The sequence below is a fragment of the Trichocoleus sp. AS-A1 genome (assembly GCF_039962015.1).
Lineage (GTDB): Bacteria > Cyanobacteriota > Cyanobacteriia > Cyanobacteriales > FACHB-T130 > FACHB-T130.
The window spans coordinates 97,837-112,453 of sequence record NZ_JAMPKG010000012.1 but is presented as its reverse complement, the minus strand read 5'-3'; the positions used below and the strand labels follow the sequence as shown (position 1 = coordinate 112,453).

General features: G+C 49.6%; 12 protein-coding genes and 1 pseudogene. 8 read left to right on the top strand and 5 right to left on the bottom strand.

Annotated features, from left to right (window positions below):
• Positions 1-50 precede the first annotated feature (50 nt).
• The 4 genes from mgtE (at position 51) to NC994_RS11620 (ending at position 3,622) form a co-directional block, all read left to right on the top strand.
• Entirely contained in the window at positions 51-1,400 is a 1,350-nt protein-coding gene (mgtE, locus tag NC994_RS11635; RefSeq protein WP_190438039.1) for a magnesium transporter, read from the top strand.
• Positions 1,401-1,448: 48 nt separating this feature from the next.
• Positions 1,449-2,495: an aspartate carbamoyltransferase catalytic subunit gene (locus NC994_RS11630; RefSeq protein ID WP_190438035.1), complete on the top strand. Its 1,047-nt coding sequence runs from the start codon at positions 1,449-1,451 to the stop codon at positions 2,493-2,495.
• Between the two features lie 150 nt (positions 2,496-2,645).
• Positions 2,646-3,140 carry a molybdenum cofactor biosynthesis protein MoaE gene (locus NC994_RS11625; RefSeq protein WP_190414042.1) on the top strand — a complete coding sequence of 165 codons (495 nt, stop codon included), beginning with the start codon at positions 2,646-2,648 and terminating at the stop codon, positions 3,138-3,140.
• 167 nt (positions 3,141-3,307) lie between these two features.
• On the top strand, positions 3,308-3,622 hold the full coding sequence (locus NC994_RS11620; protein WP_190414044.1) for a hypothetical protein: 315 nt from the start codon (positions 3,308-3,310) through the stop codon (positions 3,620-3,622).
• Positions 3,623-3,838: 216 nt separating this feature from the next.
• On the opposite strand, the gene NC994_RS11615 is transcribed toward NC994_RS11620, so the two are convergent.
• Complete coding sequence (locus tag NC994_RS11615; protein ID WP_190425888.1) at positions 3,839-4,543, bottom strand: SH3 domain-containing protein; 705 nt, start codon at positions 4,541-4,543, stop codon at positions 3,839-3,841.
• Positions 4,544-4,833: 290 nt separating this feature from the next.
• A complete protein-coding gene (ruvC, locus tag NC994_RS11610; protein WP_190414048.1) occupies positions 4,834-5,364 on the bottom strand; it encodes a crossover junction endodeoxyribonuclease RuvC in 531 nt (176 codons plus the stop codon).
• A 379-nt stretch (positions 5,365-5,743) separates the two neighbouring features.
• Between ruvC and NC994_RS11605 the strand changes: the two genes are divergently transcribed.
• The gene (locus tag NC994_RS11605) at positions 5,744-7,135 is read left to right on the top strand and encodes a gluconeogenesis factor YvcK family protein (protein ID WP_190438032.1); all 1,392 of its coding nucleotides are present in this window, start codon (positions 5,744-5,746) and stop codon (positions 7,133-7,135) included.
• A 153-nt stretch (positions 7,136-7,288) separates the two neighbouring features.
• Positions 7,289-7,741, top strand: coding sequence for a tRNA (adenosine(37)-N6)-threonylcarbamoyltransferase complex ATPase subunit type 1 TsaE (tsaE, locus tag NC994_RS11600; protein WP_190438177.1), 453 nt, complete (start codon positions 7,289-7,291; stop codon positions 7,739-7,741).
• Positions 7,742-7,832: 91 nt separating this feature from the next.
• Here the strand turns inward: tsaE and NC994_RS11595 are convergent.
• Positions 7,833-9,177: pseudogene (locus NC994_RS11595) on the bottom strand (dihydroorotase).
• A 258-nt stretch (positions 9,178-9,435) separates the two neighbouring features.
• On the opposite strand from NC994_RS11595, the gene lepB reads away from it, so the two are divergent.
• Positions 9,436-10,029, top strand: coding sequence for a signal peptidase I (gene lepB, locus NC994_RS11590; RefSeq protein ID WP_190414052.1), 594 nt, complete (start codon positions 9,436-9,438; stop codon positions 10,027-10,029).
• A 97-nt stretch (positions 10,030-10,126) separates the two neighbouring features.
• Here lepB and NC994_RS11585 read toward each other — a convergent pair whose 3' ends face one another.
• Complete coding sequence (locus tag NC994_RS11585) at positions 10,127-11,392, bottom strand: dihydroorotase (RefSeq protein ID WP_190438168.1); 1,266 nt, start codon at positions 11,390-11,392, stop codon at positions 10,127-10,129.
• A gap of 76 nt (positions 11,393-11,468) precedes the next feature.
• Positions 11,469-12,812, bottom strand: coding sequence for a histidine phosphatase family protein (locus NC994_RS11580; RefSeq protein ID WP_190438165.1), 1,344 nt, complete (start codon positions 12,810-12,812; stop codon positions 11,469-11,471).
• Positions 12,813-13,064: 252 nt separating this feature from the next.
• Here NC994_RS11580 and NC994_RS11575 point away from each other — a divergent pair, with 252 nt between their 5' ends.
• Positions 13,065-14,609 (top strand): CPBP family glutamic-type intramembrane protease, encoded by a 1,545-nt coding sequence (locus NC994_RS11575; protein ID WP_190438029.1) that lies wholly within the window; start codon positions 13,065-13,067, stop codon positions 14,607-14,609.
• Positions 14,610-14,617: the final 8 nt, after the last annotated feature.

The following is a 14,617-nucleotide window of genomic DNA, read 5'->3' as shown; positions in this document are numbered from 1 at the left end:
GCCTGGGCGGGTCAGTCTCTCCCAGCGCGGGGGGAGACTAGGAGGTTTCTATGCTCACTCAGGAAGGACGTGTTGCACTGTCGGATATTGCTGACTTAAATCAGCTTAAGTCTGAGCTAAATCGCTTACCGGCGGTTGATGTAGGGGATTACATTGTCGAACTGCCCCCATCCAAGCGAGCGATCGCGTTTCGCTTGCTTAATAAAGCTCAAGCCATTGATGTCTTTGAATATCTGCCTCCGGAAGTGCAAGAAGAACTAATTGGTTCGCTGCACGATAACCAGGTGTGTCAGATTGTAGAGGCGATGCGACCGGATGACCGGGCGGAACTGTTTGACGAGCTACCCGCAGGCATTGTGAAGCGGCTGTTGCAGCAACTCAGCCTTGAAGAACGGCAGGCAACTGCCAGGATTCTGGGCTATCCCGAAGGCACGGCGGGTCGGGTAATGACGACGGAATATGTACGGCTGCGCGAAGGCTTAACGGTCGGAGAAGCCTTGAGCAAAATCCGTGTCAGTGACGAAGATAAGGAAACAATTTACTACGCCTACGTCACCGACGACAACCGCAAGCTCGTTCGGGTTGTATCGTTGCGGCAACTGTTGTTTTCGCTTCCCAATGCCCTGATTGGGGATATTGCGAGCGATCGCGTTGTCAAAACTTACACAGAAACGCCCCAAGAAGAAGTCGCGCAACTAATGAAGCGCTATGACTTGATCGCCGTGCCTGTGGTTGACCGCGAAGATAGGTTAGTGGGGATTGTCACCATTGATGACGTGGTAGACATTCTAGAAGAGGAAGCCACACAAGACATTCAGAAACTGGCGGGAGTCAGTGGCGGTGATGAAGCCGCCTTGTCGCCTCCTTTGGTGACGCTTCGTAAGCGTCTGCCTTGGCTGTTAGGGAATATTATTCTCTATGTCGGAGCCGCCAACGCGATCGCGCCTTTTCAGGGAACGATTTCATCAGTGCCCGTTTTGGCAATCATCATGCCAATTTTAGCCAATAGTAGTGGCAATGTCGGCTTTCAGGTCTTATCGGTGACTGTGCGCGGACTAGGTGTAGGTGAAATAACACCACAGGATACGCTGAAACTTCTCCGTAAGGAAATTCTTGCTGGCTTGGGTACAGCCTTGTCACTGGGGGTTGCCTTGGGTGCCCTTTCTTTGATTTGGTCTCCTGCCAATGAGCGATGGGTGGGGTTGGTTGCAGGACTGGTGATGGCTATCAATGTTTTGATGGCTGCCACCCTAGGGACTTTGCTGCCAATGGGTATCAAACGGTTGAACTTAGATCCAGCACTCATTAGCGGTCCGCTGCTGACTACGACTCTAGATGCGCTGGGGTTCTTGACTTTCCTGACGCTAATCTCAGCGGCTTTGAATGTAGTATCTAGATGAGCAGTCAGTTGTCTTCTGTTCGTTGTTCGTTGCTACTGACCACACCTAATGGCTACCACTACCTGGACTCGTCACCACGTTCTTTCCTTAGCTGATTTCACCCCAATTGAATACGATACTGTGTTGCAAACTGCCGCCAGTTTCCGAGAGGTACTGTCGCGACGCACGAAGAAAGTGCCAACGTTACAAGGTCAGGTAGTAGCCAATCTATTTTTTGAATCCTCTACCCGCACCCGCAGCAGTTTTGAACTAGCGGCAAAGCGTCTCTCTGCCGATACGCTGAACTTTGCAGCGGCAACATCTTCTCTAACGAAAGGAGAGACCATTTTAGATACGGCGAAAACCTATTTAGCGATGGGTGCGGACATGATGGTGGTTCGTCATCGGGAGGCGGGGGTGCCGCAAGCGATCGCTGCCGAAATGGATCGCTTAGGTTCAAAGGTGGGCGTCCTCAATGCCGGGGATGGTCAGCACGAACATCCATCCCAAGCATTGCTGGATCTTTTCACCATCTGTACCCTGTTAGACCCAGATCACCCGCGACTTGAACTGCTCAAAGATAAAAAAATTGCCATTGTCGGCGACATTCTCCACTCGCGGGTTGCCCGGTCGAATATCTGGAGTTTAACGGCAACGGGTGCGGAGGTTCACTTAGCAGGACCCCCCACGCTTCTCCCTCAGTTGTTTGCCGCCTATGGCACTGAGGAGGGGAGCCAGGGAGCCGATCGCCCGTTACCAAGCACCCACGACCAATCCCCCATTCCCAGCCGCAAGCTTTTTCTCCACTGGGATTTGGAACCCGCTTTACAAGATGCTGATTTTGTGATGACGTTGCGGCTGCAAAAGGAACGGATGACGCAGCATTTGCTGCCCAGTTTGCGAGAGTACCATCAGCGGTATGGGATAACACGCGATCGCCTGAAACTCTGCAAACCTGACGTTAAGGTACTGCACCCAGGACCCGTCAACCGAGGCGTAGAAATTAGCTCTGACTTGATGGACGACCCCCAGTTCAGCTTAATCTCTCAGCAAGTGACTAGCGGCGTGGCTGTCCGTATGGCGCTCCTATATCTGATGGGCGGTGGCAAGGTTTAGCAGCCAGGGTTCTGCAAAATCTTGGGGTACATCGACAAAATCTGGAACAACACAATCTGAAACAACAAGTCCAAGGAGCGATCGCTTAGGGTAATGCGGGTGCTGGATCGATCAAAATAGATCCAGTTCCTTTCTCAGGATTTCAACGTGATGAATGGCGTCACCACTCTCCTAAACCTTCCCAATCAACCCTCCGCGAAAGATAGTTTTACGATTAGCTTCGCTCCCTTATCAATGGAGGAAGTCTACTCACTAGCGGACGATCCTGCCAACGGAGCCGTGGTAGTCATGAGTGGAATGGTACGCAATCAAACTGATGGGAAGCCGGTGGTTGCTTTGGAGTATCAAGCCTACGAACCGATGGCTTTGCACATATTTAGTCAAATTGCTGCCAATATCCGCCAAACCTGGCAGGATGTCAATCGAGTAGTGATTCACCATCGCATCGGACGCTTGCAGATTGGCGAAATCAGCGTGTTGGTTGCGGTTGGGTGTCCTCACCGCTCAGAAGCTTTTGAAGCCTGCCAATATGCAATTGATACCCTAAAGCACAATGCCCCCATCTGGAAAAAGGAACATTGGGCAGATGGTTCTAGCAGTTGGGTGAGTATCGGTGCCTGTGAAACCCAGCCAGAGGGGTGTTAAGTCGCCTTCTGCTGGTTCAGAAAAGAATGCCCTTGACCGATACTTTTTACAAAACTTTAAACTTTCAAGGGCTTTAGATTGCAGTTTGTAACTATTGCTTTATCCCAGGAAAATTATCCTTTAGACTGATCCCCAATTCATAATTTGGGGATAAAGGGGATAGGCTAATGCCAAATCTGAACTGGCACGAATATTTACTTTTTGTTTCTTTTGTGGGTAGTATTGCTGGGCTTTTCTTACTATCCGTTGACAAACAAACTCAGGTGGATGAGCTTGAAGAAACGGAGGAAATGCTATTGACAATGAGCTTTACTTACTGGATAGTTTACTGCGTTGTTGTAGGTATCCTGAAGTTTAGCCACCCTGAGTGGGAGATTTTGTTGATGAGTTTGAAGTTAACGGCTGCTTTTTCTTACTTGTTGACCTTTACTTCTGTCCTAACTCTGCCGCTGCACCGGATGTCAGTTCGGCAAGTAGAGTAGTATAAATTTTGTCTGAATCCCTAAAATTACTATCAGACTTCCCTGTGAGCCAATAGCTAATTGTTTAATGCTCAATTAATCGAGGTTGATTCCCTCATTAAAACTGAATCGTAAAATTGAATTCACGCTTAATAGAAAATCACCCCATTTCCGAATTTTGGCAATTCAAATGGGGTGATTTTGGTTTTATGGCTTTAGCTTAATAGACGATCAAGCCTAGCGACAAGTGCCGAGATTGGTCGAGTTTGAACTGGGAAACCCGTAAGAAATCCATCCGGCAACAGGGGCTGTAATCTGAACCCAGGCACGGCGTTCGGCGTCGAAGGTGAATGCTGGAGGACTGGTTCTGAGGGTGACTCTATCTCCAAACTTAACTCCGCCAACTCTAGTACCGTTTTTGCCGGGTGCGGTACGAATAGCCATCCCTTCAGCGCCCTTGTAGGTAATGACGCGGCAAAGGCTAGTTGTAGGATTCGGTCTGGGATTCGGGCTGGGAGTTGGATTGGGAGTCGGGGTAGGGCTGGGAGTAGGTCTAGGGGTAGGATTGACTCCAGAGCAGGTTGTGAGGTCTCTTGCTTGGACATACCCGGTTACAGGGGCACTGATGGCGATAAAACCGGCGCTGCCATTGTCTGCAAGGGTAACTTGTTCGCCAGCAGCGAGCGTTCTAATTGTTTGGCTGGAGAGCGATCGCTGCGTATAGACAAAAATCCGCGCTTTCGTAGCGCGGCATTGTCCTACCAGACTTTGCGCTATTTCAAAGCTGCCCCCAGGTTGAACTGAGTTCTGTTCTGATTGTGCAATCGTGTTAGCAGTTGTGGTTGTGCTAATGGCAGGAGTGGGAAAATTCAGACTTCCCACGACGCTCAAGCCTAAACTAAAGAGAGCGATAGGCTTGCCCCAGCGACTCATCTTTTTCATACGGTCAACTCCTCATCTCACCAAAAAGTTTTTGTTAGAGACTTCAGCCAAGAAAACCGATTGACGGTAGAACCAAGTTTTTGAAGATGGCTCGGCTTCAGTTGCCCAGCATCTTTATTCAGCTTTGACGCTACCGAACATCAGGATCGTCAATCTTTTAGAAGTCTCCTCGTCAAATAGCATACAAGTAAAGATTAATCCAAATCATCGGAAAGAAGGCAGAAATGTCAAGAGTAAGAGCGATTGCTCTTTGGGCTTCACCGCACTCAGTCTCCAGAAAGCGATCGCCTTTACTCCTGAAACCACGCCGTTAACGCTACAGCAAGGGCATCGGCGGCATCATCCGGCTTGGGAATGTAGCCCAAATTTAACTCCCGCGCCACGGCTTGCTGCACTTCGGACTTATCCGCATTTCCCATGCCAGTCAGCGCTTGTTTAATTTGGGCAGGCGTAAACTCAACAAACGGAACCCCGTGCTGTGCCAACACCAACATCAGCACCCCCCGTGCTTGAGCCACCACAATCGTGTTTCCCATCCGATAAAAAAACAATTTCTCGATTGCCACCAGATGGGGTTGACACTGCTCCATCAGCGTGTGCAAATCGTCGTAAATCGTGCGGAGTCGCTCCCCCATCTCCGTCTTTGCCGAGGTCTGAATCACGCCAAAATCTAGTAAACTTACCACCTCAGACGCAGTTTCTACTTGGCGCTTCGCGCGATCGCCACCTGCCGCTGCGGCATAATCTACCTTTTGGCAGACAATTGTCCCAAATCCTAATCTGGCAAGTCCGGGGTCTAATCCTAAAATACGCTTTTCCATCTAGCCTAGCTTTGGGGATTCACTCAAGGGGGAACTGCAATCGGTTAATTGAACGCTTAGAAGCAACAAGCGGGTCTAATCACTGAGTCGTAACATCTTGATTCCTGATCCAAGCAGCAAACCATCGCAACCTATCATAAGCTGAGTTGAAAAATCCCCTCCTCTGTTTCTTAGTTTCGTATGTCACATCTGAGTGGCTTAGTGAAAATGTATTCTGATGGGCACAGCCTTAGTGTGGCTCAAGTGGGTAGCAACTTCTACCTTCCCCATGCCAGTCCAATCAAGCCGTAGAGACGATTTATCAATCGCGCCTACTTGAGTGGATTCGCCGAGCAACGTTAAAGTCGAGTCTTGCCTTTGTGTCCCCTAGGAATCTGCAATGTCAAACGTTATTTTCAAACAAGCCTTACGCACGCTCAAACAAGATTCGCATATGGTCTGGAGTTTTAAGCCTAGGACGCCCCAACGAGTCAATAGCTGGTTTAAGTGGTTAGCGCCCGGACTATTGGTAAAACGCTGGTTGCTGATCAGTGTGGGAGGCGTGCTGCTAACCAGCCTAGGTTTGGCGATTTGGGTGAAACTGACCCCAATTTTCTTATTGATTCAGTTCATTGGGAACATTCTGGAAGCGATTACCACGATTATTCCCAATTATGTTTCCGGTCCAATCGCGATTGGCTTGGGTTTATTTTTTATTTTTTTAGGGCAAACCCGCTCGATGGGAGCGATTACCGAGGTACTGAAGCCTTCCCAGGATGAAGAACTGATAGACGTGCTGTTGGCGCATCGCAAACTCAACCGGGGGCCAAAAATCGTGGCAATCGGCGGTGGCACTGGGCTTTCTACTTTGCTCAGAGGATTGAAGGAATACAGCGCCCACATTACGGCAATTGTAACGGTGGCAGATGATGGCGGCTCCTCTGGTCGTCTGCGGCGAGAAATTGGCGTCCTACCGCCGGGAGACATTCGCAACTGTATCGCGGCATTGGCAGACCAAGAAAAGTTATTGACCGAATTATTTCAATATCGCTTTAAGGCTGGGGATGGTCTGAACGGTCATAGTTTTGGCAACCTATTCCTGACGGCAATGAGCGATATTACCGGAGATTTGGAGCAAGCGATCGCTGCCAGTTCTCAAGTTTTAGCTGTGCGAGGACGGGTGCTACCGGCAACGTTGTGCGATGTTCGCCTCTGGGCTGAATTAGAGGATGGACGCACCATTGAGGGGGAATCGAGCATTACAGAAGCCAATGGTCAGATTAAGAAAATTGGTTGCATTCCTAGCAACCCCCCCGCTTTGCCTAAAGCTTTACAGGCAATTGAGGAAGCCGATTACATTATCATCGGCCCTGGAAGCCTTTATACAAGCGTGATTCCCAATTTATTGGTGCCAGAGATTGCCGAAGCGATCGCCCAAAAGCAGGTTCCCCGCATCTACGTCTGTAACATCATGACTCAACCGGGAGAAACCCAAGGTTATACGGTTGCAGACCACATTCGCGCCATTGACGCCGCCTGCGGACGACCGCTATTTAACGCCGTCTTGGTGCAGCGGAAAGTTCCCAGTGCGAATGCCCTAATTCGCTATGCTCAAGAAAGTTCCCATCCGGTTTTTCTAGATCGAGAAGCCATCGGGCTGCTGGGGCGTCGCATCGTTTTAACCAACGTGATGGATGAAGACCTAGAGACGGGTTATGTACGCCACAATCCTGAGCGGCTGGCACGGGTGTTGCTGAGGTGGTATAGTCGCGCCCAGGCAGTAGAGTTTTGAGTTTTGAGTTTTGAGTAATTTGGAGTCAATTGTCATTTTTCTTGCCGATGCCGGGGCGACGCGATCGCTTAGGATTGCTCTCAGTCAATCCCTCCGCGCTGGTAGTGTACTTTTAAGCGTTTTAAATTTTGAGTTTTGAGTAATTTGGAGTCAATTGTCATTTCTCTTGCCGATGCGGCGGCGACGCGATCGCTAGGGATTGCACTCGGTCAATCCCTCCCCGCCGGTAATGTACTTTTATTAGAAGGCGACTTGGGCGCTGGCAAAACCACGCTGGTGCAAGGCATTGGCGAGGGTTTGGGCATTACCGAGCCGATTGTGAGTCCCACCTTCACTCTGATTAACGAGTACGCACAAGGACGCCTCCCCCTGTATCATCTGGATTTATACCGCTTGCAGCCAGAAGAAGTCGAAGCGTTGAATTTAGAAACCTACTGGGAAGGATTCGAGGTGCCCCTGGGAATTGTGGCGATAGAGTGGGCAGAACGGTTGCCATATCAGCCGCCCAGCTTTTTAAGCGTCCATCTAACCTACTGTGCGAATAATGGTCGCCAAGCCAACCTGATTCCAGCGGGTGAGTTTGATTTTAAGTCAATAAAATTTTAAACACAAAGGTTCGCTCTCGTTTAGACACTGATTTATCGCGTCTTTCCTTTGCGTACCTTTGCGCTTACCTTGGCGTACCGAGAGCGTTTAATTATTCGTTAAATGTCAAGGCTTCACCCCGCACTTCTAGATTCAGCTTCCCCCGCTCATAAACAACCTGACCGCCAACAATGGTGATAGAACAAGGCCATCCCGTCAAATTCAAGCCTTCAAAGGGACTCCAGCCGCATTTGGTTAGCAATTCTTCGCGCAATACTGGACGATAATTGTCCAAATCTACCAGAACTCAATCGGCATCATAACCGGGAGCGATCGCACCTTTTTTGGGAATCTGATACGCCTTAGCGACAGCCGCAGACATCCAGTTCGCAAGGGCAACACTACAGCGTCCTTGCATGGCTGAAGTCAGCATCAGGGGCAGGGATGTCTCAACTCCAGGCATTCCAGAAGGGGTATTGGGGTATTCTTGGGCTTTTTCTTCGAGGGTATGGGGGGTGCGATCGGTGGCGATAAAATCAATGAAGCCATCGAGTAGCGCTTGCCAAAGAACTTCGTTGTCGTGGGGCGATCGCAATGGCGGATTCATCTGTGCCAGGGTGCCAATTTTCTCATAAGCACTGGTGTTCAGCAGCAAGTGTTGCGGCGTCACTTCTGCTTTCACTCAGCTCGGTTTATCTTGACGTAATAAATCGGCTTTTTGGACTGTAAACAGATGTAAAATATGCAAGCGTCGCTGATATTTTTTAGATAAATAGAGCGCCAATTCGGTAGCTCAAAGAGCGGATTGATTATCCTGAATTTGAGAGTGAATGGCTGGATCGTGAATTCCAGCAAATTCTTGTCGTCGCTGGTTTATCCGAGCTTGGTCTTCTGCGTGAACGGCAATTAAGCGATTTCCCTTTGCAAAAATAGACTCCAATACCGTATCTCGATCCACCAGTAATTGACCGTGCATCGACCCCATAAAAATTTTGATTCCACAGGTGGATGCGCCTTTAGAAGATCCGGCAGATTTTCTCCGGTTGCCCCAATAAAAAAGCCATAATTAACTAAGCACTTCTGGGCACCTCGTCGCAACTTATCATCGAGAGCCGCCTGGGTAGTTGTCAGAGGGCGAGTATTGGGCATTTCCAGAAATGACGTTACCCCGCCTTTAGCACAAGCACAACTCGCCGCAAACAAATTTTTTTGTGTTCGAGTCCCGGTTCTCGGAAGTGTACCTGCGGATCGATGACTCCCGGCAACAAAGTCAGACCTTGAACGTCTATCTCTTTATCCACTAGTAGACTATCAGATGCTAGGATTTCCAGATGCTAGGATTTTAGTGCAACCCGGACAATTTCCCGACCCAAGGTTTGCACCTCCCCAACCAAAAATTCACCCGTAGGCGGGAGAATTCGAGCATTGCGAATCAACAGAGAGGGGGCAGAAAACATGGTAATCAGTTGTTGATGCAGTAGTTAAGTGTGAGCGACAATTGCATGGTGCGATCGCGCTTTGTCGTAAGATGGCACTTTTCTAAACTGACCATCCAGCAACCGGGTAAACGACAGAAGCTAAATATCTGTAATATTAGCCGGATATATTTAGACAAAATTTGTACACAATATATATAGCTAATCATCCGTCTTCCTTAAAATAAATAATTACCTAGGGAATCAATTTCATTCATTTGCTTGAGTGATTAACCGTTTATGACTGACGTGCAGAATCAACAACCTGACCTCAACCCCCAACCAAAAGCCGAAAATCCTTTCATAGAGGGAATAAAAACGATTGGCTTGAGCGCCATTCTGGCCTTTGGAATTCGCTCTTTTGTGGCGGAAGCACGCTACATTCCTTCGGGTTCAATGCTGCCTACACTACAAATCAATGACCGTCTGATTATAGACAAGGTTAGTTACAACTTCCGATCTCCACAGCGGGGCGACATTGTAGTGTTTGCGCCGACCGAAGCGCTAGAAAAGCAAAACTTTCACGATGCTTTTATTAAGCGCGTGATTGGTTTACCTGGGGAAAAGATAGAGGTGAAAGGGGGACGGGTGTATGTCAACGGGAAACCCCTGTCAGAAAAATATATTGAAGAACAGCCACAGTATACCTATGGGCCGGTGACGGTACCAGAAAACTCCTACCTGGTACTGGGTGATAATCGCAACAACAGTTACGACAGCCACTATTGGGGTTTTGTCCCCCGCGAAAAAATCATTGGTCGTGCTGTGGTGCGCTTTTGGCCCCTCCAACGTGCCGGAGAAGTGGATAGCGCTCCAGCTTATACCAAGGAATAGTAGGGAGATAGGGGCGAGTTTCACCAAGATATTTGTGCGTCACTAAACCCCTGGCTCAATCCGCCCCTACAGTTAGATATTTCTTCGGTTTGACTGACTAATTACCCATTACCCAAGTTTGTAAAACCCGACCCGTCAGCGATCGCCCTAGCCAAGGGGTATTTTCTGAGCGGGATTTTAGGGTTTGTCTGTCCGCTGTCCAGCTTAGCTGGGGATCAAATAAGACCAGTTCAGCCGGTTGACCGGGCGCGATCGCTGGCGGTTTTTGCTGCAAACACTCCGCCGGATGGGTACTTAAAACCCGCCACAGTTCTAAAGCTGACCAGTCACCAGTCGCAACAAAGGTGTGCCACAGAAGCGATAAAGCCAACTCTAGACCAATTGCGCCCGCGGGTGCTTCGGAAAAGGCGACCGTTTTCTCTTCGTAGGTGTAGGGAGTATGGTCAATGGCGATCGCGTCTAACACCCCACTCTGTATCCCCTGAATCAGCGCCGCTTGGTCTGAAGAATTGCCGAGAGGGGGTTCTAGTCGCAAGTTTGAGTCGTAACTGCCTACCGCCTCCGTATTGTGCAATAAATGCATCCAGGTAGTACTCGCAGCGATCGGTAAATTCCGCGCCTTGGCATTCGCAATTAGCTCAACGCTGCGAGCAGTGGAAACGCGCATGATATGGACACGGGTGCGAGTAGCTTCCACCACTTCCAGCAAAGCAGCTAGCGCCGATGTTTCTGCGATCGCTGGGTTTCCTGGCAAGCCAAAGCGAATCGACGCCGTGCCTTCTCTCATCACCCCATTGCCGCTCAAAGCGCGATCGCAAGGCCATAACGCCACAGGTTTTCCTAACGGCTGGAGGTATTCCAACAGGCGGCGCAGCAGCGCTAGATTCTGCACTGGCTGACCGTCTGCAAAGCCTACCACCCCAGCCGCCGCCAGTTCAGCCAGAGATGTCATCTGCTGCCCTTGGATACCGAGCGTCAGCGCCCCCCAAAATTCAATTTTGGATTTTGGATGTTGGATTTTGGCTTGTTGAAGGTAGGCTAAACCCCCTAGATTGTCGAGAACGGGTAGAGTATCGGGCAAGATTGCCAGTCGAGTAAAGCCCCCGGCTGCTGCCGCATCAACGAGCGAGGCTAAGGATTCCCGATCTTCAAACCCAGGCTCACCAGAGTGGCTGTATAAATCTACTAACCCTGGCCCTACGACAAATCCACGACAATCCCGGACGGTTGTGTCAGCGGACAAGTCAGAAATTTCAGTTTCGACTGCTTGGATATAACCGTCAGCAATCAGAATATCGGCAATCTGGTCGGTTCCAGAAACTGGGTCGATGACCCGTACTTGTTGGAGCAGTTCATTCATAATCGTTTCGAGTTTTGAGTTTTGAGTTTTGAGATAAAAAGCTTCTTCATTCAAAACTCAAAATTCATAACTCATCACTCTACAATGCACCGGCAGCCGTTTGATCGAGAACGCCCCCACCTAAGTGAGTTGTGACATTCATCGCTTGCAGCACCGGCGTACTTTCTGGCCCTTGAAGATAGTCGATGACAGTCACTGCCCCGTTCCCCTGCTTAATGCTCCAGAAATTTTCTGGATTTAAACCCAAAAGGTAGCAGAGTAAGACTTTGTTCGTGGCGTCGTGAGCGACCACCAAACCTGTTTTCGGTCGATCTCCAGAGTAAGACGCGACCATGTCTTGCCAAGCTGCGATCGCTCTATCCCAAACTTGTTGCAAGTTTTCCCCTTCTGGCATCTGCACCGTCTCCGGAAACTCTCGCCACTGTTCCAGCATCCCTGGATACGACAGCTCAATTTCCTCTTCAAATTTCCCTTCCCACAGCCCATGACCAATTTCTGCCAAAGGTGCCTGTAGTTCAATCTGGACGTTGGGGTGATATTTCAGAATTATCTCGGCTGTTTCCTTGGGACGCAGCATTGGGCTAGTCACAGCAAAGTCAATCGGTACATCTTTGAGAAATTCTGCTGCCTTCCGGGCTTGTTCTCGACCGTTATCGTTGAGGGGCACATCAATTTGCCCTTGAAAGCGTTTCTGGCGATTCCAGTCGGTTTCCCCGTGGCGTACCAGCAACAAACGGAGTCCGCGATGACCCGGACGCGGCTTTGGCAGCACTTCTCCCACATGGGCAGTGAGATTCATCGACTCTAATTGCGCCGGTTTGCCCCAACCAGCGGCAAAATTTAGCACGCTGATGCCGCAATTCGACTGTTGAATCGAATGGTAGCGCTGTGGCGATATTCCAATTGCCGTACTGAGCAAAGCCCGGTTGATGCCGTTATGCCCCACAATGAGAATCGTCTCTCCCGCATGGCGGGATAAAGTTTCCTGCCAGAATTGCCGCGCTTGCTCGTAGATGGCTAAGACTGGGAAGTGTTCTTTTAATCCCTCTGGCGTCGGGACGCTCATCCGAAATTCCTGGGGACGCTCATGCCAACATTGGTAATCTTCAGGAAATTTCTCCTGCACTTCCACGGAAAGCATTTTCTGCCAAAGGGGTAAATCAATTTCCATCAAGTTATCGGACGCTGTTAAGGGGGCAGGCGTCGCCAAACTGGATTGAACGATCTCTGCGGTTGCTTTCGCCCGTTGCAGGGGGCTACTGTAAATCGCATCAATTTTCAAGTTACTCAGAGTAGCGCCAAGTTGACGGGCAGTCGCGCGACCTTTTTCCGTCAAAATTGATTCATCACAGCGGCCCTGAATTCTACGCTCACTGTTATAGCTGCTCTGACCATGACGCACGAGAATGACTCGAGTATTCAGGGTGATATCCTCCGTGGAAACTAGCACTGCAAAGACAGCAGCCTACATATTCTTGTTCGCTGGCTTAGCTAGAGAAGAATTAGGTCGGCTCTGCCTCAGTTTGGTAAGGTAAAGTTCCCCTAATGCTCTAGGCGAGAAATCCACGCCCATCATCAAGAGCAAAAAGGTTCAGGAGAATTTTAACCTGTCCCGGACACGCATCTAAGATATTCCTCATAGGTGCCGTGACACTAAGAGCCTACAGGAGTTTTCATGACAATTAAGCGGTTGCTGTTGGGGTTGCTGACAATTTTGGCTTTGTTTCTGATTACCCACTCATTACTGGATAGCTGGAATCAGCCTCAGATTCAAGGTCGCCTGGAACTGTACCAAACGAATTTGTTACTCCAAGCGAGTGAGTGGCAGGGCGACAAAGCTGGTGATGCCAATTTAACAAACGCCCGGAACGCTCTTTTAGGTGAAGATCCTTTAAAAACTGCCCAAAAGCAGTATGAGGAGGCGCGTTCGGAGGATCGAGCCACTCTGGAAAAGCTGCAAGGACAGCTCGAAAAGCTGAAATCGGAAGCCGATTTGAATCCCGATGCAGTCAGATCGCAGCCGCAATTACCAGCGTCAATCAACAAGGTAAAAAAGCTGATTGCTGAGCTTGACTTGCGGTTGGGAATTTTACAAGCTCAACAAGGACAAACAGACGCGGCGATTAAAACTTGGACGGAATTAATTAATCGGTCTAAACAGGAAGCGGCGAGCGAGTTACAGACTAAGCCAGCGGCGATTTTGGTGGGACTTTGGAGCGAGCCACCCAGTCTGATGTTGGATGCCCAGCCGCAAATTCAACAGCATTTAGACGGCTGGTTCCGCGATCGCGCTTTGACTAAACTCTACCAAGTACAGGAACGTCAGGAAGAGCTGGCGGCACTCCAGGCACGAGAACAGGAACGAGCTGAAGCTGCAATTGTCAAATTAGCGATTGTTGGAGCAATCCCGCTAGTGGGAGTATTGGTGGGATTAGGATTGCTGATTTTTCTACTAGCAGGAGTGCTAATTAAGGGAAAAGAAGCCATCCTCGCTCAAAATGGCGATATCCCTTGGACAACGCCTTGGAATGCCGAAATTATTTGGCAGGTGTTCGTCGTAGGCTTTTTCTTTATCGGTCAATTTCTGCTGCCGCTCTTTTTTAGCTTACTGCCGCTAAACCGAGCCAGCTTCGATATTCGGACACAAGCTGCTTTTGTTCTGGTGAGTTATGCAACATTGGCGTTCGAGTGTCTGCTGGTTCTGTATTTATCTATCCGCTCTTTTTTACCGTTGCCAGAAGGTTGGTTTCGATTCAATTGGCGGGGAAATTGGATTCTTTGGGGATTGGGCGGATATTTAGTCGCGCTGCCTCTAGTGATTGTGGTGTCGCTGATTAACCAAAAGCTGTGGCAGGGACAAGGGGGCAGCAATCCGATTTTACCGATTGCTCTAGAGGGGCAAGATAGTGTGGCGCTGGCGATCTTTTTCTTGACGGCGGCGGTGGCAGCACCATTGTTTGAGGAGTTCTTGTTTCGCGGTTTTCTGTTGCCGTCCCTCACCCGTTATATGCCCGTTTGGGGAGCGATCGCGCTCAGTAGTTTGTTCTTTGCGATTGTTCACCTGAATCTCTCAGAAATCTTGCCCCTGGCGACTTTGGGGATGGTTTTGGGAGTGGTGTATACGCGATCGCGCAACCTCCTTGCACCGATACTCCTCCACTCTCTCTGGAATGGTGGCACTTTGCTGAGTCTTTTCCTCTTGGGTAGTGGATCTGCGTGATGTTTCCT